Here is a 23,813-nt window from a genome sequence, read left to right on the forward strand (position 1 = left end):
TCGCTCACAGCGGACCTTCAGCTCAGTCAGCAATGTCCGCTCCGTGCTGTGAGTTCAACGGGTCGATGCAACGCTAATGAGAGCCAGACTTACGAACTACTTTATTCGACCAGCTACCCCTGACGATATCAACAAAATCATCGAATTCACTACTCAGGAAGCACAAGAATCTGAAGGTTCAGTGATTGACCTTGTTGCTGTGGAGTGTGGCGTTTCGTCGGCGTTTTGTGAAAACCCACGTTCAAAATATTGGGCTATGGAAGATTCTTCAGGAACAGTGATCGCCAATACCTCTGTCGTAAAAGAATGGAGTGCTTTTCATGGAAATGACTACTGGTGGATCCAAAGCTTTTATATCGCCCCGGAGCATCGTGGGATGGGATTAGCTGATGAGCTCATCAAACATCTTACAAAAGAAGCTAAATCAGAAAAGGCACTGGAGCTTCGCTTATATGTCCACGGAGATAACGGGCGTGCGATTCGTGCTTATGAGCGATGTGGTTTCACCGAATCTCCGTATACCATTATGAAAGTGGGTTTATAACTTCCCCAAATACAGCGCTCCTAATGCTCCGCCTGAAATCAGAACACTCCTGACAGGCCACGATTCCACCAGGTTCAGATTTCTCATTCGTCTTATTTTTCATGTTGCCATCAGATGAGGGAGATAATCGTTTTCACTTCTCGTCTGTCGCGGTAATCTCATAACGGTCGTTAATATTGCGACTGCAATGTGTGTAACCCAACTCAAATACTAATAACTAAAAAACAGTACAGACAGGATAACTATGGATTCCTCCCTCACCTCCACGGGTCCCCAACAGGACGCCTCTTCGCTTAACCGCGCCCGACGCGCTGCGCTTGGTAGCTTCGCGGGTGCCGTGGTCGACTGGTATGATTTTCTGCTTTACGGCATCACTGCCGCACTGGTCTTTAACCGCGAGTTCTTCCCGCAGGTTAGCCCGGCGATGGGGACGCTTGCTGCATTCGCCACCTTTGGCGTCGGATTTTTGTTCCGCCCGTTAGGCGGGGTGATCTTCGGCCACTTCGGCGATCGCCTGGGTCGTAAACGAATGCTGATGCTCACCGTCTGGATGATGGGGATCGCCACTGCACTGATAGGGATTATTCCTTCCTTTGACGCCATTGGCTGGTGGGCTCCCGTTCTGCTGGTAACGCTGCGTGCTATTCAGGGATTCGCCGTTGGCGGTGAATGGGGTGGCGCGGCGTTGCTCTCCGTCGAAAGCGCGCCGAAAAATAAAAAAGCCTTCTACAGCAGCGGCGTTCAGGTCGGTTATGGCGTCGGGCTACTGCTTTCTACCGGTCTGGTCTCGCTGATTAGCTCGCAAACTACCGATGAGCAGTTCCTGAGTTGGGGCTGGCGTATTCCATTCCTGTTCAGCATCGTGCTGGTATTGGGCGCGTTGTGGATGCGTAACCGAATGGATGAATCGGCCGAATTCGAACAGCAACAGCAGGCACCGCAACCAGAGAAAAAGAGACTACCGGTAGTAGAGGCGTTAATCCGTCATCCAGGTGCGTTTTTGAAAATTATCGCTCTGCGCCTGTGTGAACTGTTGACGATGTATATCGTCACCGCGTTTGCCCTTAATTACTCCACGCAGAATCTGGGCTTACCTCGCGAACTGTTTCTGAATATTGGCTTGTTGGTGGGTGGGCTGAGCTGTCTGACCATCCCCTGCTTTGCCTGGCTCGCCGACCGCTTTGGTCGCCGGCGCGTTTACATTACCGGCGCACTGGTCGGGACGCTCAGCGCATTCCCGTTCTTTATGGCGTTAGAAGCGCAATCCATTTTCTGGATCGTGTTCTTCGCGATTATGTTGGCCAACATTGCACACGATATGGTGGTCTGCGTGCAGCAGCCTATGTTTACCGGTTTGTTTGGCGCAAGCTATCGCTACAGCGGCGCGGGCGTTGGCTATCAGGTAGCAAGTGTGGTTGGCGGCGGTTTTACCCCCTTCATTGCTGCTGCACTGGTGACATTTTCCGGCGGAGACTGGCACAGTGTGGCCATTTATCTGATGGCGGGTTGTCTTATTTCCGCCACTACAGCATTGCTGATGCGGGATAAGCAGCACGGTTAAGCCTGAGTGCGGAGGCCGTCCGGTCTTCGCACAATCTTCCTCAACGTCTGACTTTTGTTTCACATTCCTGTGACATACTATCGGGAGAGCAGTACATCTGTGGAACAAGGAGACAGACATGAACAATAAGGGCTCCAGCCTGACCCCGGCTCAGGCACTGGATAAACTGGACGCGCTGTACGAGCAGTCGGTTAAAGCACTGCGTAGCGCCATTGGTAAGTATATTGAAACAGGGACGCTCCCTGATGTAATCGCCCGCCATAACGGTCTTTTTGTTTACCCATCACTGTGTGTCACCTGGGATGGCAGCGCCACCAATCCCCCGAAAACCCGCGCCTATGGTCGTTTTACCCATGCGGGCAGCTACACCACTACGATTACCCGTCCGTCGCTTTTTCGTCCGTATCTTGAAGAACAGCTCACGCTGCTGTATCAGGATTATGATGCGCATATCTCCGTCGAGCCGTCGCAGCATGAAATCCCCTATCCGTATGTCATTGACGGTTCTGAACTGACGCTCGACCGCTCGATGAGCGCCGGATTAACGCGCCATTTCCCCACTACCGAGCTGTCACAGATTGGCGATGAAACAGCAGACGGTACCTATCATCCGGCGGAATTCTCCCCGTTGTCGCACTTCGACGCCCGACGAGTAGATTTTTCGCTGGCGCGACTACGCCACTACACGGGAACGCCGGTTGAACATTTTCAGCCGTTTGTGCTGTTCACTAACTACACCCGCTATGTCGATGAGTTTGTGCGCTGGGGTTGCAGCCAGATCCTCGACCCTGATAGCCCATATATCGCGCTTTCTTGCGCGGGCGGGATTTGGATCACCGCTGAAACTGAAGCGCCTGAAGAAGCCATCTCCGATCTCGCCTGGAAGAAACACCAGATGCCCGCCTGGCATTTAATCACCGCCGACGGTCAGGGGATCACGCTGGTTAATATCGGCGTTGGCCCGTCTAACGCCAAAACCATTTGCGATCATCTGGCTGTACTGCGTCCTGACGTCTGGCTGATGATTGGTCACTGTGGCGGGCTGCGTGAAAGCCAGGCGATCGGCGACTATGTTCTGGCCCACGCTTATCTGCGTGACGACCACGTGTTGGATGCCGTACTGCCGCCAGATATTCCAATTCCGAGCATAGCGGAAGTGCAGCGCGCACTGTATGACGCCACCAAAGAAGTCAGCGGTATGCCCGGCGAAGAGGTTAAACAGCGCCTGCGTACTGGTACCGTCGTCACCACTGACGATCGCAACTGGGAGCTACGCTATTCCGCTTCTGCGCTACGCTTTAACCTCAGCCGAGCGGTGGCTATCGATATGGAAAGCGCCACCATCGCCGCCCAGGGATACCGTTTCCGCGTTCCTTACGGCACGCTGCTGTGCGTTTCCGACAAGCCACTGCACGGTGAGATCAAACTGCCTGGTCAGGCCAACCGTTTTTATGAAGGTGCCATTTCTGAGCATCTGCAAATAGGTATCCGGGCTATCGATCGTCTGCGTGCTGAAGGCGACCGACTGCACTCCCGTAAATTACGTACATTCAACGAACCGCCGTTCCGTTAAGACCTGAAGGTAACTATGCACAACTCAACTCCTCTTTCCGCCCTGCGCAACCTGCTGATAGCGCAGGGGCTGGATGGCATGATTGTTCCGCGCGCCGATGCTCATCAAAGTGAAGATTGTACGCCGCATGACAATAAACTGGCCTGGCTGACCGGTTTTAGCGGCTCTGCCGGCCTCGCGTTGGTCCTTCGGGATCGCGCGTTAATGTTTGTCGATGGGCGCTATCAGGTCCAGGTACGCAATGAAGTCTCGCTGGATGATTTTGAAATTCATCATTTACACGATGAGCCGCTGGCCGACTATTTGCAGTCTCACGTTGCAGCGGGTACACGTATCGGCTTTGAACCAATGCTGATGGTCAACAGCCAGTTTGAAGCCTTGTCGGCAACACATTGCAAGCTGGTGCCTCTTGAGCAAGATCCTTTTGACCAGGTATGGCTAGACCGACCGGCAGCCCCCTGCGGCATCATTCGTGAAATGCCCATTGAAATCAGCGGGGAAAGCAGCACGCAAAAGCGTGCCCGCGTCGTGGAACAACTCGCTCAACACCAGGCTGACGTGCTGGCAATTACCCTGCCGGATAACATTGCATGGCTGTTGAATGTACGCGGTTCGGATCTGGCCATGGTGCCAGTGCCGTTTTCGTTTGCCCTGCTCCATCGCAGCGGTGAGCTGGAATGGTTTGTGGATAGCAATAAAACGCAGCAACTCCCCGCATCACTACTGAACACGCTCACGCTGGCCCCGCAAGAGAGTTTTCTGACTCGCTGCCAGCAGTTGGCCAATGGGAAGCGCTTCCTGGTCGATAAAGACTACGCTCCGGTTGCATTGCGTTTTGCCATTGAAGAACACGGTGGCAACGTTCTTTGGGCGCCCGATCCCATCACTCTGATGAAATCCCACAAAAATGACGTTGAACTGGCAGGCTATCGGGAATGCCATGAACAAGATGGCGCAGCCTGGGTAAACTTCCTTGCCTGGCTGGCCCATGAAGTTCCTTTGCGCGAAGCGGCAGGCAATCCGGTCACCGAGCTGGAAGCGCAGGCAAAGCAACTGGAATTTCGCCAACAGCAGCCGGGATTTATTGAGCAAAGCTTCAGCACGATTTCGGCCTCTGCCAGCAATGCCGCAATGTGCCATTACCACTCCAGTGAAAAGACCAATACGCCAATTACCTCGCAGGCCATGTATCTGAATGATTCCGGCGGCCAGTACCACAATGGTACGACGGATACGACGCGTACTCTCGCGTTTGGCCCACAGGATCCGCAACGTCGCCTGCATTACACCGCCGTGTTGAAAGGCTTTTTGTCGCTTATTTCGCTGCAGTTTCCCAGTGGGACTCAGGGCCATCAACTGGATGCCTTTAGCCGCCGGGCGTTGTGGGAGCTGGGACTGGATTTTGATCATGGCACGGGACACGGCGTAGGCCACCAGCTGCTCATCCATGAACAACCCCATCGCATTGCCAAGAAAGTAAACCCCTGGCCTCTGGTCGCGGGCAATATCATCACTATCGAACCGGGTTACTATCTGGCCGGGCAATATGGGATCCGTATTGAGAACCAAGTGGAAATAATCAACAGTCGTCCTGGCTTCTGTCGCTTCTCAACGCTGACACTGGTGCCGATTGATTTGAATCTGGTTGAACTGCATCTGTTGAATGAAGCTGAAAAGCAGTGGATTGATGATTACCACCAGCAGGTCAGAGAGACGTTATCCCCTCACGTAAATGCAGAGGCTCGTCCGTGGTTGTTCGCCGCTACCGCACCGATTCGCGTTCAGGCTAATTAATACAATAAAAAAGGCAGCCCGCAGGCTGCCTTAGTTCTCCCCAACTTCTTACTGCTTAGCTGTTACGGATGTACTCATCCATTTCAGTTTTCAGGTTATCGGACTTAGTACCGAAAATCGCCTGAACACCGGAACCAGCTACCACAACGCCCGCCGCACCCAGTTTCTTCAGGCCAGCCTGATCCACTTTGGCAACGTCAGCCACGCTGACACGCAGACGGGTGATGCACGCATCAAGGTTAGTGATGTTTTCTTTACCGCCGAATGCCGCAACCAGAGCCGGAGCCATTTCGCCGGACGCACCTGCTTTGCTGTCTTCGGTAGCATCTTCACGACCCGGAGTTTTCAGGTCCAGCGCTTTGATCAGCACACGGAAGATGGTGTAGTAAACAATCGCATAACCGATACCGACAATCGGGAACAGCCACAGTTTGCTGCTGTTACCGGACAGAACGATAAAGTCGATCAGACCGTGGGAGAACGACGTACCGTCACGCATACCCAGCAGGATACAGATCGGGAATGCCAGACCAGCCAGAATCGCGTGGATGATGTACAGGATCGGCGCCACGAACATGAAGGAGAACTCGATCGGCTCGGTAATACCGGTCAGGAACGAGGTCAGCGCCGCGGAGATCATGATACCGCCCACTTTCGCGCGGTTTTCTGGTTTAGCAGAGTGCCAGATAGCGATAGCGGCAGCCGGCAGACCGTACATTTTGAACAGGAAGCCACCGGACAGTTTGCCCGCAGTCGGGTCACCCGCCATATAACGAGGGATATCACCGTGGAACACCTGACCTGCAGCGTTGGTGTATTCACCGATCTGCATCTGGAAAGGAACGTTCCAGATATGGTGCAGACCAAACGGCACCAGGCAGCGTTCAATGAAGCCATAGATACCGAACGCCACGACCGGGTTCTGGTATGCAGCCCACTGGGAGAACGTCTGAATAGCAGTACCGATCGGCGGCCAAATGAAGGACAGAACCACACCCGTGAAGATGGCAGCCAGACCAGAAATGATAGGAACGAAGCGCTTACCCGCAAAGAAGCCAAGATACTCAGGCAATTTAATACGGTAGAAGCGGTTGAACATATACGCTGCAATCGCACCGGAGATAATCCCCCCGAGAACACCCGTATCAGCAAGGTGTTTAGCGGCGATCTCTTCAGCAGGTAAATGCAGAACCAGCGGCGCAACAACAGCCATGGTTTTAACCATGATGCCGTAAGCAACAACGGATGCCAGTGCAGATACGCCGTCGTTGTTGGTGAAGCCTAACGCAACACCGATAGCAAAAATCAGCGGCATGTTTGCAAAAACAGAACCGCCTGCTTCTGCCATTACGTGCGATACAACGGCTGGCAGCCAGCTGAAGTTAGCGGAACCGACGCCCAGCAGGATACCTGCAATCGGGAGTACGGAAACCGGCAGCATCAGCGATTTACCGACCTTTTGCAGGTTAGCAAATGCATTCTTAAACATAATTAGGAGTGCTCCTGAGTATTTGTGCTTATACACTTCATCCTTCAAACCGCCTCTGCATTGGCTGCGCGCTTAAATCCCAGTCACTTACTCTGGTAAGCTCCTGCAATTCACTCACTTGCCGCCTTGATGCCGCTTGAATGATTTTGTGTATTCTACGTTCTCACGCATTGGCGAGGGGGGAGAACCTCGCCGTGTACAGGGCATCTAAGTACCCTTTATTTATTACACAGAGTAAAATAATTCAGTTTGTTTTTGTTTGACGGCTATCACAGTTCAGTCGTGAATGGCCGCAAAATCCGCACATTCCGATAAAATGAGTTTCTGAATGTGTCAAACTGATTATTCACCGCCCATTTTGTGGCGGTGAACTTTACTCGCATTAGTGATTAATTACGAGCTTTAAAAAAAGTCAGTTAACGAACAGATTGCAGGCGAGAAGCGTCGATGTGAAACAGGCGGGCAAAGTTATCAGTGGTTGCCTGCGCCAGTTCTTCAACGGCAACACCTTTCACTACGGCCATGTACTCTGCAACGTCACGAGTCATGGCGGGCTGGTTCTCTTTTCCACGATGCGGTACAGGCGCAAGGTAGGGAGAATCCGTCTCGACCAATAACCGGTCCAGAGGAACATAGCGGGCGGCATCACGGAGCTGCTCTGCATTTCGGAACGTGACGATGCCGGAAAACGAGATATAGAATCCAAGGTCCAGTAATTTGCCCGCCGTTTCTCTGTCCTCTGTAAAACAGTGTAGTACGCCGCCACAATCCGTCACTTTTTCTTCGTGCAGAATAGACAGCGTATCGGCTCGCGCATCGCGGGTATGCACGATAACCGGCTTCTGTAACTCACGGCCGATCTGAATGTGGTGGATAAAAGATTCCTGCTGGCGCACCTTTGTTTCCGGCGTGTAAAAATAGTCCAGCCCGGTTTCTCCCATCGCCACAACCCCCTCTTCGGCGGCAAAACGACGCAGGTCCTCAACATCATAGGTTTCATCCTGATTTAACGGATGCACGCCGCAGGAGAAAACGACATTGTCACGCTCACCGACCAGTTCGCGCATACTGCGATATCCTGGCAGAGTTGTCGCGACGGCAAGACAGAATTTCACATCGCGTGCGGCCGCTTTCGCCAGCACGTCATCCACGTCCTTATGCAGAGATTGATAATCCAGGCCATCAAGATGGCAGTGTGAGTCGACTAAAAACATAATGTCTCTCTCAAAGATGGGGAACAGGCAGTACGGAGCCTGGTTGCAGGTAATGCTCAATACGAAGAATAAGATCGGTTAACACCAGCTCACGGTTTACGCCCGTCACGTTCAGCAGTTGCTGACGACAATGACAAACGTCACCGAGTATCGCCTGTATCTGGGCAACGGATAACCGTTCTGCGATAGAAGATATCAGGTCCAGCGCATCAGGATTCGTTAAATGGGAAACGCCATACGGACGTTTCAACGCATCGGTCAACAACGTTGCCAGCCAGTGTAAACGGGCGGCAGCCTGATCGTGGTTTAACGCCGCGAGCAGTATATACCAGTCGCCTGTGTTTAATGTGTTCACCAGTGCCGCACAAAAATCTGTGCGGTGCGCCCAGCTTTCAGCCTGTAACAACGTAAGTGCCGCGCCTGGCGAACCTGCACTCAGGCGTAACGCGCTCAGCAGCGCTTCTGACGACGCAGTCACTTCACGAGCAAGCCAGGAAATCGCATACGACTCCGGCGGTGGTGCAAGATGATGTAACCGACAACGGCTGCGTAATGTCGCCAGCAAGCGAGCTGGCTCTGTGCTGGCGAGGAAAAACCAGGTTTGTGCCGGGGGTTCTTCCAGCGTTTTCAGCAAGGCGTTGGCGGCGGCATCAGTTAACTGGGCAGCATCCGGGATCCACACGACCTTCGCGCCGCCGAGACGCGAATGCTCGTACAGCTTTTCACTGACTTCGCGTACCGCATCAACCCCCAGCGTGCTTTTGCCTTTTTCCGGCAGCAGCGAATAGTAGTCAGGGTGCGTCCCCGCCTGCATTAGCTGACAGCCGCGGCACTGTCCACAGCTTTTATGCTCTTCCGGCTGCTGGCACATTAAATAGCGGCTGAGGGCGTAAATCAGCGCGTCGTCGCCCATTCCGGGTAACGCCTGAATCAGTAACGCATGGTGACCACGACCCGTCTGGTAGCTGGCTACCAGTTTTTCAAAATCCGGTCGTAACCATGGGTACCATTTCATGCGCCCTGCTCCTTCACCCATTGGGTGATGGTATGACGGATATCAGCCATCACAGCCTCCAACGGCTGCGTAGCGTCTATAGTACGAATGCTGGCGTCTTTGGCAGCCAGCTCAAGATAACGCGCGCGAGTACGATTAAAGAAGTCGAAAGATTCCTGCTCAATACGATCCAGCTCGCCGCGGGCACGGGCACGCTTCAACCCGACTTCTGGCGTCACATCCAGATAGATCGTCAGGTCCGGACGAAAATCACCAAGCACCGCATCACGCAGGGTTGCCAGCATGTTTTGATCGATACCGCGTCCGCCGCCCTGATACGCCTGGGTCGACAGATCGTGACGATCGCCAATTACCCACGCGCCTTTCGCCAGTGCAGGTTTAATAACGGTTTCGACCAACTGCACACGCGCCGCGTAAAACATCAGAACTTCGGCTTTATCGGTAATGACCTCGTCACCGACCGATTTAATATCCAGCACCAGACTTCTTAGTTTCTCAGCCAGCTGCGTTCCACCAGGTTCGCGGGTGAAAACCATGTCACGAATACCGAGTTGCTCAAGTGTCTCCACCACCACGTTACGCGCGGTGGTTTTTCCGGCGCCTTCCAGGCCTTCAATGACGATATAGTTACTGCCCATTTTTTTCCTTAAGCACTTTCAGGTAATCCTGCACGGACCGGTTATGGCTGGCAAGATTGGTGTTAAACGTGTGGCCGCCTTTACCGTCAGCCACAAAATAGAGATACGGCGTTTTTGCCGGATGCGCCGCGGCCTGCAATGAAGCCTCTCCCGGCATGGCAATCGGGCCTGGCGGCAGTCCAGTAATGGTATAGGTGTTATAGGCGGTCGGGGTGTCTAAATCCACACGCGACAATTTGCCATTATACCGTGTACCCATCCCGTAAATCACGGTCGGATCGGTTTGTAAACGCATACCGATACGTAAGCGGTTAATAAAGACCGAAGCCACCTGGTCGCGCTCGCTGGCGACCGCAGTTTCTTTTTCAATAATAGAAGCCATGGTTACCAGCTGATTTTTGTCCTGATAAGGCAGGCCATCAGCGCGCCCCTCCCAGACAGTATCCACCGCTTTAACCATTTTCTGATGCGCGCGTTTTAGCAACGCTACGTCAGTAGTATTGGCGGTATACATCCAGGTATCTGGCCAGAACCAGCCTTCTACCCATTGCGGGTTTTCCAGCTTAAGTGCCTCGGCCACGGTCTCATAGCTATCGTCGCTTAACGTATGTTTGATATACGGGGCATCACGCAGCTGTTTGAGATAATCGCTCAGGCGCATCCCTTCAACCAGACGTAACGGGAACTGCGCCTCTTTGCCGCTTTCCAGTAGTTGCAGCATGTCCCGCACCGTCATGTCAGGCGTGAAGCGATATGTTCCGGCCTTAAAATGCGACAGCTCGGGCTCCACACGCAGCAGCCACTGGAACACGCGCGGACGATTGATAACTTTGTCTGCATACAGCTGTTCGCCGAGAGCCAGACGGCCCGTCCCCGCTTTCAGCGTAAAAATCGTTTCTTCTTTAATCAATAATTTGCTGTCCGCCAGATGGCGAACTTTCCACATTCCCACTCCAGCGGCAATGCCCAGCACAACCAGCAATAACAGGACAACAAGTAACAGTTTTTTCATGACTAATTCGGGTGCTCACAAAGTGGGGCTAAATAATCGAATAACAAACGTGAAGACAACAACGTGTCGCCACAGGCACGCACGGGAATAATGGGCATTAACGCGTTACAGACGACGATTTCATCAGCCTGCATTACCTCCTCCAACCCGGCATACACTTCGACAATACTGAATGGCGATTGTGCCAGCATCCGGATACAGAATTGTCGCATAATACCGTTCACTCCGGCCTGATCCAGCCGGGGCGTGTAAACCACATCGCCTTTACGCCAGAACAAATTAGCCGCACAGCATTCCGTAACCCATCCCTCGCTGTCAAGAACCAGCGCTTCATCGGCGTCCGTCTGTTCAAGATGAGAGCGAATCAACACCTGCTCCAGTCGATTCAGGTGTTTAAGCCCGGCAAGCAGTGGATTACGTCCCAGCCGCACTGGGCTTAGCGCCAGCGTAATACCTTCTTGCCGCCAACGATCGTAATGATCGGGCCAGGCTGAAACGGAGAGGATGCGTGTGGCACTATGACAATTTTTGCCACTGTAACCCCGGCCTCCACTGCCACGGCTGATAATCACTTTCAACACACCGCGTACGTGCCCTTTCGCCAGCATTTTCATTTCATTTTGCAGCTCGGACCAATCTTCAAAAGAGATCAGCAGTTTTTGGCAAGCGTCTTGTAAACGCTCAAGATGCGCTGCAAAGAGAGGGATTTCACCGTCGATAATACAGGCAGTGGTAAAACAGCCATCACCAAATTGGGCCGCTCGATCGCTTGCGGCCAGCATATCTTGCTCGCAGCCATTAATTAAGAACATGGTGGCTCCTTATTTCTGGTCCGCTAGTTTGGCAGGATGAGTAACACAGGACAAGGGCGGAAAACCGAATAAAAAAAGGCCCGACAAGCGGACCTTTTCAATTTGCTATCGATGCTAGCGCATCACCTGACGGACTTAAATCTTTTTAAAGATCAAAGATCCGTTGGTACCACCGAAGCCAAAGGAGTTACACAGCGCATACTCCAGACCACTAACCTGACGCGCTTCGTGAGGTACGAAGTCCAGGTCACAACCTTCATCCGGATTATCCAGGTTGATGGTTGGCGGAATAGCCTGATCGCGCAGCGCCAGGATAGAGAAGATAGACTCTACCGCGCCCGCCGCACCCAACAGGTGTCCGGTCATGGATTTGGTGGAGCTTACCATCACACGGCTTGCCGCATCGCCAAAGACAGATTTCACTGCCTGGGTTTCAGCTTTATCGCCTGCAGGCGTAGACGTACCATGTGCGTTGACATAGCCGATCTGACCCGCTTCAATAGCCGCATCGCGCAGTGCGTTGACCATTGCCAGCGCAGCGCCTGCACCGTTTTCCGGTGGCGACGTCATGTGGTAAGCATCGCTGCTCATACCGAAGCCAACGACTTCAGCATAGATTTTTGCACCACGCGCTTTTGCATGCTCGTACTCTTCCAGTACCACCATGCCAGCGCCGTCGCCCAGCACAAAGCCGTCACGCTCTTTGTCCCACGGGCGGCTTGCCGCTTGCGGGTTATCATTACGCGTAGACAGTGCACGTGCCGCGCCAAAGCCACCCACACCCAACGGCGTACTGGCTTTTTCAGCACCACCCGCAACCATCGCGTCTGCATCGCCGTATGCAATGATACGTGCGGCATGACCGATGTTATGCACGCCTGAAGTACAGGCGGTCGCGATGGAGATGCTTGGCCCTTGCAGGCCGTACATGATGGTCAGGTGACCAGCCACCATGTTAACAATCGTCGACGGAACGAAGAACGGGCTGATCTTACGCGGTCCACCGTTTACCAGTGAGGTATGGTTTTCTTCGATAAGACCGAGACCGCCAATACCAGAGCCGATAGCGGCGCCAATACGATGAGCGTTCTCTTCCGTAATTTCGAGGCCAGAATCCTGCATGGCCTGAACGCCAGCGACAATTCCATATTGAATGAAGGCATCCATCTTGCGCTGTTCTTTGCGCGAGATAATGTCTTCACAGTTAAAATCCTTTACTAAGCCAGCAAATTTCGTTGCATAGGCGCTAGTATCGAAATGGTCGATCAGGCTGATGCCACTCTGACCGGCAAGGAGAGCTTTCCAGGTAGACTCTACGGTATTGCCGACAGGAGACAACATGCCCAGTCCGGTCACAACTACACGACGCTTAGACACGGTTGTCCTCCAGGGAGGGAAAATAATTCAAGTGGGATAAAAAGATAAAACTCAGGCGGTCGAATGACCGCCTGGAGATGTTCACTTACGCCTGGTGGCCGTTGATGTAATCAATGGCAGCCTGAACGGTAGTGATTTTCTCAGCTTCTTCGTCCGGAATCTCAGTATCAAACTCTTCTTCCAGAGCCATTACCAGCTCAACGGTGTCAAGAGAATCTGCGCCCAGGTCTTCAACGAAGGAAGCATTGTTGGTTACTTCTTCCTGCTTAACGCCCAGCTGTTCGCCGATAATTTTCTTAACGCGTTCTTCGATAGTGCTCATACTCTTAAATTTCCTATCAAAACTCGCTTTCGCGATGGTTTTCGTAGTGTATAAAATGTTGAAAAATTTGCAACTAAATCCCGGCAGGTCTTACCACGATTTTACGTTATTTTGAGGCCAAGACCTACAATAACGCAAATATTTTTCATCGTGGTTAAACCATGTACATCCCGCCGTTGACGTGCAAAGTCTCACCTGTGATGTAACTTGCTTCGTCAGAAGCTAAAAATGCAACCGCACTGGCGATTTCCTGAGCGCCGCCGAGGCGACCCGCAGGAACCTGCGCCAGAATACCCGCACGCTGATCATCAGACAGCGCACGCGTCATGTCCGTTTCAATAAAGCCCGGAGCAACAACGTTTACAGTAATGCCACGAGACGCAACTTCGCGCGCCAGTGATTTACTGAAGCCGATCAGACCCGCTTTCGCCGCAGCGTAGTTAGCCTGACCCGCATTTCCCATGGTACCAACCACAGAACCGATAGTGATAATACGCCCATGACGCTTTTTCATCATAGCTCGCATTACCGCTTTTGACAGACGGAAAACAGATGACAGGTTGGTTTCGATGATATCGTTCCACTCGTCATCTTTCATGCGCATTAACAGGTTATCACGAGTAATCCCGGCATTATTGACCAGGATATCGACTTCACCAAATTCTGCGCGAATATTTTCCAGAACAGATTCGATAGATGCCGGATCGGTCACATTCAACATCAGACCTTTACCATTTGCACCTAAGTAATCGCTAATGGCCTGCGCGCCGCTTTCGCTGGTAGCAGTACCGATAACTTTCGCGCCACGGGCAACGAGTGTCTCAGCAATTGCGCGGCCAATGCCACGGCTTGCACCGGTAACCAGCGCGATTTTTCCTTCAAAACTCATGGTCTTCCTCTTTTATTGCTCTAGCGCCGCAGACAGTGCCGCCGGCTCATTCAGTGCCGAAGCAGTCAGGGTATCAACAATACGTTTCGTCAGACCGGTCAGAACTTTACCCGGACCGACTTCATACAGGTGCTCTACGCCCTGGGATGCCATAAATTCAACGGTTTTAGTCCACTGAACCGGGCTATACAGCTGACGAACCAGCGCATCGCGAATTGCGTCTGCCGTAGTTTCACACTTCACATCAACGTTGTTCACAACCGGAACAGTCGGTACGTTAAAGGTGATTTTCTGCAGCTCAACGGCCAGTTTCTCAGCAGCAGGCTTCATCAGCGCGCAGTGAGAAGGAACGCTGACCGGCAGCGGCAGCGCACGCTTAGCGCCCGCGGCTTTACAGGCAGCACCAGCACGTTCTACGGCTTCTTTATGCCCGGCAATAACCACCTGACCCGGTGAGTTAAAGTTTACCGGTGAAACCACCTGGCCTTCGGCAGACTCTTCGCACGCTTTAGCGATAGCGGCATCGTCCAGACCGATAATAGCAGACATGCCGCCAGTGCCTTCCGGAACCGCTTCCTGCATGAATTTGCCACGCAGTTCAACCAGACGTACGGCATCGGCAAAACCGATAACACCCGCACATACCAGCGCAGAATATTCGCCCAGGCTGTGACCCGCCATCAGCGCAGGTGTTTTACCCCCCTGCTGCTGCCATACGCGATAAAGCGCAACGGATGCGGTCAACAGCGCGGGCTGCGTCTGCCAGGTTTTATTCAGTTCTTCAGCCGGACCTTGCTGAGTCAACGCCCACAGATCATAGCCCAGTGCAGCTGATGCTTCAGCAAATGTTTCTTCAACAATTGGGTAGTTTGCTGCCATTTCAGACAACATCCCAACGGTCTGGGAACCCTGCCCCGGAAACACAAATGCAAATTGCGTCATGTTTAAATCCTTATACTAGAAACGAACCAGCGCGGAGCCCCAGGTGAATCCACCCCCGAAGGCTTCAAGCAATATCAACTGCCCAGCTTTAATACGCCCGTCGCGGACGGCTTCGTCCAGCGCGCACGGTACGGAGGCAGCAGAGGTATTACCATGTCTGTCGAGCGTCACGACAACATTATCCATCGACATACCCAGCTTTTTAGCTGTCGCGCTGATAATGCGCAGGTTAGCCTGATGCGGCACCAGCCAGTCCAGCGCAGAACGGTCGAGATTATTGGCTTCCAGCGTTTCATCAACGATGTGCGCAAGCTCGGTCACCGCGACTTTAAATACTTCGTTACCCGCCATCGTCAGGTGGATCGGGTTTTCCGGGTTCACGCGATCGGCGTTAGGCAGCGTCAACAGTTCGCCGTAGCGACCGTCAGCGTGCAGATGCGTGGAGAGAATGCCTGGCTCTTCTGATGCGCTCAGTACAACCGCACCAGCCCCATCACCGAAAATGATGATCGTTCCGCGATCGGTTGGATCGCAGGTACGGGCAAGGACATCGGAGCCAACGACCAGAGCATGCTTAACTGCGCCAGATTTAACGTACTGGTCGGCAACGCTCAGGGCGTAAGTGAAGCCAGCACAAGCGGCTGCAACGTCAAACGCCGGACAGCCTTTGATCCCCAGCATACTTTGGATCTGGCACGCCGCGCTTGGAAATGCGTGAGTGGATGATGTGGTAGCAACCACAATCAGACCAATTTGTTCTTTGTCGATGCCCGCCATTTCAATCGCACGGTTTGCGGCGGCAAAGCCCATCGTCGCAACTGTTTCATTTGGCGCTGCAATATGGCGTTCACGGATACCTGTACGAGTGACGATCCACTCATCAGATGTCTCAACCATTTTTTCCAAATCGGCGTTAGTACGCACTTGTTCAGGCAGATAGCTGCCAGTACCAATAATCTTCGTATACATGTACGCTCAGTCACTTTTTGGTTATATACCGCTACGAGCAAATCGCTGATACGTTGGCCACATTCACAAACGCACCGTTATCTGTGTGCTCGTGATTTTGCGCTTTCGCCACCGTCCAGCAGTTCGAATCCAGCTGGGTATACAGATTCCAGGCGAGCGGCAATTCGCTGAGGAACTTGTCGCTGCACCGCCTGCACTGCCTGTTCAATCGCGACTTCAAATGCTCGCTGATTGGCCGCACCATGACTCTTAATCACCGTGCCGCGCAATCCTAACAGACAGGCGCCATTATACTGGTCGGGGTTGAGGTGACTAAATCGCCTTGTCAGGCTTTTTTGTAACCAACGTTTTAATAACAGAAGCCACCACGACCGTTTTTTGCCCTCACCCTGAGATTTCAGCAGTGAAAGGAACATTCTGACAACACCTTCCATCGTCTTTAATGTGACATTACCTGTAAAACCGTCACAGACCAACACATCGGTTTTGCCAGTCAGTAACTCATTGGCTTCAAGATAGCCGATATAATTAATGGAAGGGATTGTTTTTAGCACAGCTGAAGCATCTCGAATACTGTCGAGACCTTTCGTTTCTTCTTCGCCGATGTTGAGTAACGCTACGCGAGGATTGGCAATGCCAACAACCTCTTCTGCCAGCACGGAACCCATGACGGCAAATTGCACCAACATCGTGCTATCACAATCTACGTTGGCGCCCAAATCCAGAACCACCGTTTTGCCCTTTTGCTGATGGGGTAACACCGTCACCAACGCAGGACGCTCAATCCCCTCAAGAGGTTTGAGCAATAACTTCGCAAGTCCCATGAGTGCGCCCGTATTACCGGCGCTGACACAAGCTTGTGCCTGACCTTCTTTCACGAGCTCCAGGGCAACACGCATTGAGCTTCCACGACTGGCGCGAATAGCTTGCGAGGGCCGGGCATCACTGGCAATAACTGACTGAGCAGGGATAATCTGCAGACGCGAACGTTGTTCGAAGTCAGCTTTGGCAAGTAATGGCGTGATTGTATCGGGATCCCCGACTAAAAGAAGTGTGAGTTGTGAATTAGAATTCAGTGCCTGCAATGCTGCAGGCACTGTCACGGTAGGGCCAAAATCTCCCCCCATGACATCTAACGCCAGGGTTAGACGTGTCAAGGTATCGTCGCTGCCCGGTTAGGTGTTTCCCCAGTTACCCGGGGAAAGCCTCACTAAGCTTCATCACGCGTTCACTCTTTGTCTTTCTCACCAGAAGTGGGAAAGCCATTGAGTCATGCGTGATTACTTAGCGATTACCTTACGGCCACGGTAGAAACCGTCGGCAGTGATGTGGTGACGCAGGTGTTGTTCACCAGAAGTTTTGTCTACAGACAGGCTGGTGACTGCGGTCAGAGCGTCATGAGAACGACGCATGCCACGTTTGGAACGGGTTGGTTTATTCTGTTGTACGGCCATGGACCTTACTCCTCAATTACTTACGCTTTAAGCTGGCTAATACGGCAAATGGGTTTGGTTTTTGCGCTTCATCAGGCAATTCGCCAAAGACCATGTCCGCCTCGGACACTTCACAGTGTTCAGAATCATGCACCGGAACTACCGGCAAGGAGAGGATAATCTCATCTTCAACCATTGCAAGCAGATCGATTTCACCGAATTCGTTAACCTCAATCGGCTCATACGCTTCCGGGAGTGCTTCAGCCTGTTCGTCAGAACGGACAGGACTAAAACAATATGTTGTGTGAACATGAAGTGGGAACGGTTTCCCGCAACGCTGACATTCGAGCGTAACCGATACCTTCGCATCACCGGTTATAACGGCGAGACGCTGGTTATCGATAGCGAACGACATGGAGCATTCCACATCACTGTCCACACTGACTACAGAATCGGCGACGCGCTCAACCAGATCAGAAGTATAGATACCTTCATAATCGAGGCGTTTTTGAGCCGTACGAACCGGATCAAGAGTCAGGGGTAATTTTACCTTTTGCATAGGGCGCGCATATTAACTTTGTAACGTCATATAGTCAAAGAAAAAGGCAGCCTGAGGTTGCCTTTTGCCAATAATTCGCACACATTGCGGGTCATCGACTTAAAATCGCTCAAGACAAGCCACTACAGCCAGCTTGTAGGTCGAAGTCCATAGTTTAAAATGGCTCTCATCAATACGCTATATGCGAGGGAAAAAATATGCCTCAACTTATTCTTGCCTCTACCTCCCCCTGGCGTCGCGCTTTACTCGAAAAACTGGCTATCCCGTTTGAATGCGCAGCGCCAGAGGTTGATGAAACGCCGTTGCCCGGCGAAGCACCACGCCATTTAGTCTTGCGACTGGCGCAGCAAAAAGCGCAATCTCTCGCCCACCGTTACCCATCGCATCTGATTATTGGCTCCGATCAAATTTGTGTTCTTGATGGTGAAATAACCGGCAAACCATTAACAGAAGAAAATGCGCGCCAACAATTACTCAAAGCCCGTGGCAATATTGTGACGTTTTACACCGGACTGGCGCTGTATAATTCTGCGACCGGACATTTACAAACTGAAGTTGAACCGTTTGACGTGCATTTCCGTCATTTAAGCGAGGCAGAAATTGATGATTATCTGCGCAAAGAGCGTCCGCTCCATTGTGCAGGTAGTTTCAAAAGTGAAGGGTTAGGTATTGCACTCTTTGAACGCCTGGAGGGTCGTGACCCAAATACTTTGATAGGTTTGCCGCTGATCGCGTTGTGTCAAATGCTGCGGCGGGAAGAGATGAACCCGTTGAACGCCTGATTACTCTGCCTGATGGCGACGCGATGCGTCTTATCAGGCCTACGGTGCATCACACGATTGTAGGCCTGATAAGCAACGTGCATCAGGCTTTACTGCGTAATACCTCGAGGCAGCGCTTCAACTGCTTATCCATAGGCGCTTCAATACGCATCACTTCACCCGTTCCCGGATGAGTAAATTTCAACGCTGCGGCATGCAGGAAAAGTCGGTTCAACCCCGTACCCGCCAGTTGCTTATCGAACTCACGGTCACCGTAGCGATCGTCAAAAGCAATTGGATGACCGGCATACTGGGTATGCACACGAATCTGGTGCGTACGTCCGGTCACCGGGCTACAGCGCACAAGCGTGGCAAACGCATAGCGTTCTTCCACTTTAAAACGTGTTTCTGACGGTTTGCCTTCCTGATTCACCCGCACGATACGCTCGCCGCTTTGCAGAATGTTCTTTAACAGCGGCGCCTGCACGGTTTTGACATGCGACTGCCATTGGCCTCGAACCAGCGCGAGATAGTCTTTCTGCATGCCTTTTTCACGCAGTTGTTCATGCAATGACCTCAAGGCTGAGCGTTTTTTGGCCACCAGCAGCACACCGGAGGTATCCCGGTCGAGGCGATGCACCAGCTCAAGGAAACGCGCTTCCGGGCGCAGTGCACGTAATCCTTCAATGACACCAAAGCTTAACCCGCTTCCGCCATGCACGGCCGTACCTGAAGGTTTGTTAAGCACCAGAATGTGGTCATCTTCATATAAAATGACGTCGGTCAGCGCCGCGACCTTCTGCAGGTTTGGCGAAATGGCCTCTTCTTCACGTTCAGCGACACGCACAGGTGGAATACGCACAATATCCCCGTCTTCGAGTTTGTACTCGGGTTTAATGCGTTTTTTGTTCACCCGCACTTCGCCTTTACGCAAAATGCGATAAATCATACTTTTCGGCACGCCCTTAAGCTGGGTGCGCAAAAAGTTGTCGATGCGTTGCCCTGCTTCGTCTGCAGTAATGGCAACTGTTTTTACGGCTGGAGTCTCTGTTTTCATGGGGGCCGATTTTAAATAGCCATCAAGATTCGCGCCACACATTTTTCTATGCTTATATTAACTGCTATACCTTATTACTTAAGTTTGACATAGCCGATTTGGTGGTTATTAAAGCAATCACTACGCGGAAGTGAAAAAACTGTGAGTAACCGGGTGATAAATGGCAAAAGTCATCTTGCTATAACAAGGTTAGCAGTGGAATAATGAGGTTGTTTCCGTGTTGAATCTTGTTAAAACAAGAACTTTTCCGGAATGACCCAATTTTGCCCGACCGATCATCAACGCAGCAATGGCGTAAGACGTATTGATCTTTCAGGCAGTTAGCGGGCTGCGGGTTGCAGTCCTTACCGGTAATATGGAAGCTTTTCTGGAGAGTAACACCCAGACTGTTCCCCTGATAATTGCGCTGTGTTTCCGTATGAAATGCAGGCAACCGACACTCTGCGCCTCTTTGAGCTGACGATAACCGTGAGGTTGGCGACGCGAATAGACACGAGGCCATCGGTTCACACCCGGAAAGGCATTACTCTGCCCGCAGCTTAGTCGTCAATGTAAGAATAATGAGTAAGTTACGATGAAAAGAATGTTAATTAACGCAACTCAGCAGGAAGAGTTGCGTGTCGCCCTTGTAGATGGGCAACGTCTGTACGATCTGGATATCGAAAGTCCTGGACACGAACAGAAAAAAGCCAACATCTATAAAGGCAAAATTACCCGTATTGAACCGAGTCTGGAAGCTGCTTTTGTTGATTACGGCGCTGAACGTCACGGTTTCCTCCCGTTAAAAGAAATTGCCCGCGAATACTTCCCCGCTAACTACAACTCCCATGGTCGTCCCAACATTAAAGACGTGTTGCGCGAAGGTCAGGAAGTCATCGTTCAGATCGATAAAGAAGAACGCGGCAATAAAGGCGCTGCGCTGACTACCTTTATCAGCCTGGCGGGTAGTTATCTGGTTCTGATGCCGAACAACCCACGCGCGGGCGGTATCTCCCGTCGCATTGAAGGCGACGACCGTACCGAATTAAAAGAAGCGCTGGCAAGCCTGGAACTGCCTGATGGCATGGGGCTTATCGTGCGTACCGCAGGGGTCGGCAAATCCGCCGAAGCACTGCAGTGGGACCTGAGCTTCCGCCTGAAGCACTGGGAAGCGATTCAAAAAGCCGCTGACAGCCGCCCTGCTCCATTCCTGATCCACCAGGAAAGCAACGTTATCGTTCGCGCTTTCCGTGACTACTTACGTCAGGACATCGGCGAAATCCTTATCGATAACCCGAAAGTGATGGAGATGGCGCGTCAGCACATCGCCGCACTGGGTCGTCCGGATTTCAGCAGCAAAATCAAACTGTACACCGGTGAAATCCCGCTGTTCAGCCACTATCAGATCGAGTCTCAGATTGAATCCGCGTTCCAGCGCGAAGTACGTCTGCCGTCCGGCGGCTCAATCGTTATTGACAGCACAGAGGCACTGACCGCTATCGATATCAACTCCGCACGCGCAACTCGCGGCGGCGACATCGAAGAAACAGCGTTCAACACTAACCTTGAAGCAGCCGATGAAATTGCCCGTCAGCTGCGTCTGCGCGACCTCGGCGGTCTGATTGTAATCGACTTCATTGATATGACGCCGGTTCGCCACCAGCGCGCGGTTGAAAACCGTCTGCGCGAGGCCGTACGCCAGGACAGAGCGCGTATTCAGATCAGTCATATTTCTCGCTTCGGTCTGCTGGAGATGTCTCGTCAGCGTCTGAGCCCGTCTCTGGGTGAATCCAGCCATCACGTGTGCCCGCGTTGTTCCGGCACCGGTACCGTACGTGATAACGAATCACTGTCACTGTCTATTCTGCGTCTGATCGAAGAAGAAGCACTGAAAGAAAATACGCAGGAAGTTCACGCTATTGTTCCTGTGCCGATCGCCTCTTACCTGCTCAACGAAAAACGTACCGCGGTTAATGCTATCGAAACGCGTCAGAATGGCGTGCGCTGTGTGATCGTGCCAAACGATCAGATGGAAACCCCGCACTATTCTGTGCTGCGCGTACGTAAAGGGGAAGAAACACCGACCCTGAGCTATCTGCTGCCGAAACTGCATGAAGAGGCAATGGCATTGCCGACGGAAGAAGAGTACGTCGAGCGTAAACAGCCTGAGCAACCGGCACTGGCCACCTTCGCCATGCCAGACGTTCCGCCAGCCCCTGCTCTGCAGGAACCTGCCGCGAAAGCCGCCGCACCTAAAGCTGCAGCAGCAACCGCAGCCGTTGCCGCACAGCCCGGTTTGATTAGCCGTTTCTTTGGCGCCCTGAAGTCCATCTTCGGTGGTAGCGAAGAAGTGAAACCGGTTGAACAACCTGCGCCGAAAGCTGAAGAGAAAACCGAACGCCAGCAGGATCGTCGTAAACCGCGTCAGAACAATCGTCGCGACCGTAACGATCGTCGTGATAATCGCGGTGACCGTGACAACCGTAGCGAACGTTCAGAAAACGGCGAAAACCGTGAAGATAACCGCCGTAACCGTCGTCAGTCCCAGCAGCAAAATGCGGAAGCTCGCGATAACCGCCAGCAAACCACTGATGTTGCAGACAAAGCGAAATCCGGTGATGAACAGCAGGCGCCGCGTCGCGAACGCAACCGCCGTCGTAACGATGACAAGCGTCAGGCTCAGCAGGAAGTTAAAGAGCTGAACCAGGCTGAACAACCTGTGCAAGACACCGAGCAGGAAGAGCGCGTACGTCAGCCTCAAACCCGCCGCAAACAGCGTCAGTTGACTCAGAAAGTTCGTTTCACAGACAGCCCGGCGGTTGAAGCCGAAGTGGCTACTGTTGCTGCAATCGCTGAAACTGCTGTTGCTCAACCAACAGAACAGCCGGTATCAGCACAGCGCACCGAACTGGCGAAAGTTGATCTGCCAGCCGTCGTTGCGACTGAGCAGGAAGACAACAGCGAAGCTCGTGACTCCAACGGTATGCCGCGTCGTTCTCGCCGCTCTCCTCGCCATCTGCGCGTCAGTGGACAGCGTCGTCGTCGTTACCGTGACGAGCGTTATCCGGTTCAGTCGCCGATGCCGTTAACGGTCGCCTGCGCATCTCCAGAATTAGCGTCCGGTAAAGTTTGGATCCGCTACCCTGTTGCACGTCCTCAGGATCAGCAGGTTGAAGAACAGCGCGAACAGGAAATGGTCCAGCAGCAAGCTGCACCTGTCGCCGTAGAGCCTCAGGTTGCTGCCGCTGCCGTTGAACACATTGTGGATGCCCCTGCGCCGGTTGAAGCCGTGCGACCAGAGGTTGTCGTAGCTGAGCCTCAGGCCGCCGTTGTTGAAACCACACAGGTTGAAACCACGCATCCGGAAGTGATTGCGACCCCTGTCGAGGAACAACCGCAAATTATCGCTGCATCTGATGCGCCCGTAGCAGAAGAAATCGCCGCTGAAGCCGAACCTGTGGCTGACGTTGTGACTGCACCGGTTGCTGAAGAGCCTGCAGAGGTTGTTATTCCCCAGCCAGAAGTGGTTGAAGAGATTGCTGAAGTTGTGGAAACAGCGCCAGTTGTTGAAGAGGTTGCAGCGCCGAGAGACGTTGTTGCCGCGCCTGTCGTCGAAACTGAAGTCGTTAAGGCTGAAGTTGTCGCAGCAAGCGCTGATGCTGAACACCTGCACAGCCATGCAACCGCGCCAATGACCCGCGCTCCTGCACCGGAATATGTGCCAGAAGCGCCGCGTCATAGCGACTGGCAGCGTCCGGCATTCGCCTTTGAAGGCAAAGGTGCCGCAGGTGGACACAGCGCAACGCATCAAGCGACTGCGCCAGCAACACGTCCACAGCCTGTTGAGTAAGCCATAATCAATATCAAAGCCGG

21 protein-coding genes are annotated in these 23,813 nt (G+C 52.7%); 6 read left to right on the forward strand and 15 right to left on the reverse strand.

The genetic code is table 11. The annotated features are described in order from the left end of the window. Positions 1 to 76: 76 nt before the first annotated feature. From OGY37_RS11580 to OGY37_RS11595, 4 genes are all read left to right on the forward strand, one after another. A complete protein-coding gene (locus tag OGY37_RS11580) occupies positions 77 to 544 on the forward strand; it encodes a GNAT family N-acetyltransferase (protein WP_286620842.1) in 468 nt (155 codons plus the stop codon). 244 nt (positions 545 to 788) lie between these two features. Then, the gene (shiA, locus tag OGY37_RS11585; protein WP_063941430.1) at positions 789 to 2,105 is read left to right on the forward strand and encodes a shikimate transporter; all 1,317 of its coding nucleotides are present in this window, start codon (positions 789 to 791) and stop codon (positions 2,103 to 2,105) included. 118 nt (positions 2,106 to 2,223) lie between these two features. After that, a complete protein-coding gene (locus OGY37_RS11590) occupies positions 2,224 to 3,678 on the forward strand; it encodes an AMP nucleosidase (protein WP_126318479.1) in 1,455 nt (484 codons plus the stop codon). Positions 3,679 to 3,693: 15 nt separating this feature from the next. Then, complete coding sequence (locus OGY37_RS11595) at positions 3,694 to 5,472, forward strand: aminopeptidase P family protein (protein ID WP_286620844.1); 1,779 nt, start codon at positions 3,694 to 3,696, stop codon at positions 5,470 to 5,472. A 55-nt stretch (positions 5,473 to 5,527) separates the two neighbouring features. Here the strand turns inward: OGY37_RS11595 and ptsG are convergent, their stop codons facing one another. The 14 genes from ptsG to yceD form a co-directional block, all read right to left on the reverse strand. Beyond that, complete coding sequence (gene ptsG / locus OGY37_RS11600) at positions 5,528 to 6,961, reverse strand: PTS glucose transporter subunit IIBC (protein ID WP_003036277.1); 1,434 nt, start codon at positions 6,959 to 6,961, stop codon at positions 5,528 to 5,530. 416 nt (positions 6,962 to 7,377) lie between these two features. Then, positions 7,378 to 8,175 carry a metal-dependent hydrolase gene (locus tag OGY37_RS11605; RefSeq protein WP_003832193.1) on the reverse strand — a complete coding sequence of 266 codons (798 nt, stop codon included), beginning with the start codon at positions 8,173 to 8,175 and terminating at the stop codon, positions 7,378 to 7,380. Positions 8,176 to 8,185: 10 nt separating this feature from the next. Beyond that, complete coding sequence (gene holB, locus OGY37_RS11610) at positions 8,186 to 9,190, reverse strand: DNA polymerase III subunit delta' (RefSeq protein ID WP_286552815.1); 1,005 nt, start codon at positions 9,188 to 9,190, stop codon at positions 8,186 to 8,188. Further along, positions 9,187 to 9,828 (reverse strand): dTMP kinase, encoded by a 642-nt coding sequence (gene tmk, locus OGY37_RS11615; RefSeq protein WP_048214457.1) that lies wholly within the window; start codon positions 9,826 to 9,828, stop codon positions 9,187 to 9,189. The genes holB and tmk overlap by 4 nt, the downstream gene beginning before the upstream one ends. Continuing rightward, positions 9,818 to 10,840, reverse strand: a complete 1,023-nt coding sequence (gene yceG, locus OGY37_RS11620; protein WP_008784373.1) for a cell division protein YceG — start codon at positions 10,838 to 10,840, stop codon at positions 9,818 to 9,820. Before yceG ends, tmk begins: the two co-directional genes overlap by 11 nt. Positions 10,841 to 10,842: 2 nt before the next feature. Beyond that, entirely contained in the window at positions 10,843 to 11,652 is an 810-nt protein-coding gene (pabC, locus tag OGY37_RS11625; protein ID WP_063941429.1) for an aminodeoxychorismate lyase, read from the reverse strand. A 135-nt stretch (positions 11,653 to 11,787) separates the two neighbouring features. Beyond that, positions 11,788 to 13,029 (reverse strand): beta-ketoacyl-ACP synthase II, encoded by a 1,242-nt coding sequence (fabF, locus tag OGY37_RS11630; RefSeq protein ID WP_003036260.1) that lies wholly within the window; start codon positions 13,027 to 13,029, stop codon positions 11,788 to 11,790. A gap of 85 nt (positions 13,030 to 13,114) precedes the next feature. Continuing rightward, the gene (gene acpP / locus OGY37_RS11635; RefSeq protein WP_000103754.1) at positions 13,115 to 13,351 is read right to left on the reverse strand and encodes an acyl carrier protein; all 237 of its coding nucleotides are present in this window, start codon (positions 13,349 to 13,351) and stop codon (positions 13,115 to 13,117) included. A gap of 154 nt (positions 13,352 to 13,505) precedes the next feature. After that, the gene (gene fabG / locus OGY37_RS11640; protein WP_003036255.1) at positions 13,506 to 14,240 is read right to left on the reverse strand and encodes a 3-oxoacyl-ACP reductase FabG; all 735 of its coding nucleotides are present in this window, start codon (positions 14,238 to 14,240) and stop codon (positions 13,506 to 13,508) included. Positions 14,241 to 14,252: 12 nt separating this feature from the next. Next, positions 14,253 to 15,182: an ACP S-malonyltransferase gene (gene fabD / locus OGY37_RS11645; protein WP_286620846.1), complete on the reverse strand. Its 930-nt coding sequence runs from the start codon at positions 15,180 to 15,182 to the stop codon at positions 14,253 to 14,255. 15 nt (positions 15,183 to 15,197) lie between these two features. Next, the gene (gene fabH / locus OGY37_RS11650) at positions 15,198 to 16,151 is read right to left on the reverse strand and encodes a beta-ketoacyl-ACP synthase III (RefSeq protein ID WP_003832181.1); all 954 of its coding nucleotides are present in this window, start codon (positions 16,149 to 16,151) and stop codon (positions 15,198 to 15,200) included. 77 nt (positions 16,152 to 16,228) lie between these two features. Further along, positions 16,229 to 17,308, reverse strand: a complete 1,080-nt coding sequence (plsX, locus tag OGY37_RS11655) for a phosphate acyltransferase PlsX (RefSeq protein WP_071846967.1) — start codon at positions 17,306 to 17,308, stop codon at positions 16,229 to 16,231. A 123-nt stretch (positions 17,309 to 17,431) separates the two neighbouring features. Next, positions 17,432 to 17,605: a 50S ribosomal protein L32 gene (gene rpmF, locus OGY37_RS11660; protein WP_003036242.1), complete on the reverse strand. Its 174-nt coding sequence runs from the start codon at positions 17,603 to 17,605 to the stop codon at positions 17,432 to 17,434. Positions 17,606 to 17,621: 16 nt separating this feature from the next. Beyond that, entirely contained in the window at positions 17,622 to 18,143 is a 522-nt protein-coding gene (yceD, locus tag OGY37_RS11665; RefSeq protein WP_003036239.1) for a 23S rRNA accumulation protein YceD, read from the reverse strand. A 197-nt stretch (positions 18,144 to 18,340) separates the two neighbouring features. Between yceD and OGY37_RS11670 the strand changes: the two genes are divergently transcribed. Next, entirely contained in the window at positions 18,341 to 18,925 is a 585-nt protein-coding gene (locus OGY37_RS11670; RefSeq protein ID WP_061547855.1) for a Maf family protein, read from the forward strand. Positions 18,926 to 19,007: 82 nt separating this feature from the next. Here the strand turns inward: OGY37_RS11670 and rluC are convergent, their stop codons facing one another. Further along, complete coding sequence (gene rluC, locus OGY37_RS11675) at positions 19,008 to 19,961, reverse strand: 23S rRNA pseudouridine(955/2504/2580) synthase RluC (RefSeq protein WP_181508846.1); 954 nt, start codon at positions 19,959 to 19,961, stop codon at positions 19,008 to 19,010. A 574-nt stretch (positions 19,962 to 20,535) separates the two neighbouring features. Between rluC and rne the strand changes: the two genes are divergently transcribed. Continuing rightward, entirely contained in the window at positions 20,536 to 23,790 is a 3,255-nt protein-coding gene (gene rne, locus OGY37_RS11680; protein WP_286620850.1) for a ribonuclease E, read from the forward strand. The last annotated feature ends 23 nt before the right edge of the window (positions 23,791 to 23,813 follow it).

Origin of the sequence: Citrobacter sp. Cpo030, from assembly GCF_030333005.1 — a bacterium.
GTDB lineage: Bacteria > Pseudomonadota > Gammaproteobacteria > Enterobacterales > Enterobacteriaceae > Citrobacter > Citrobacter portucalensis.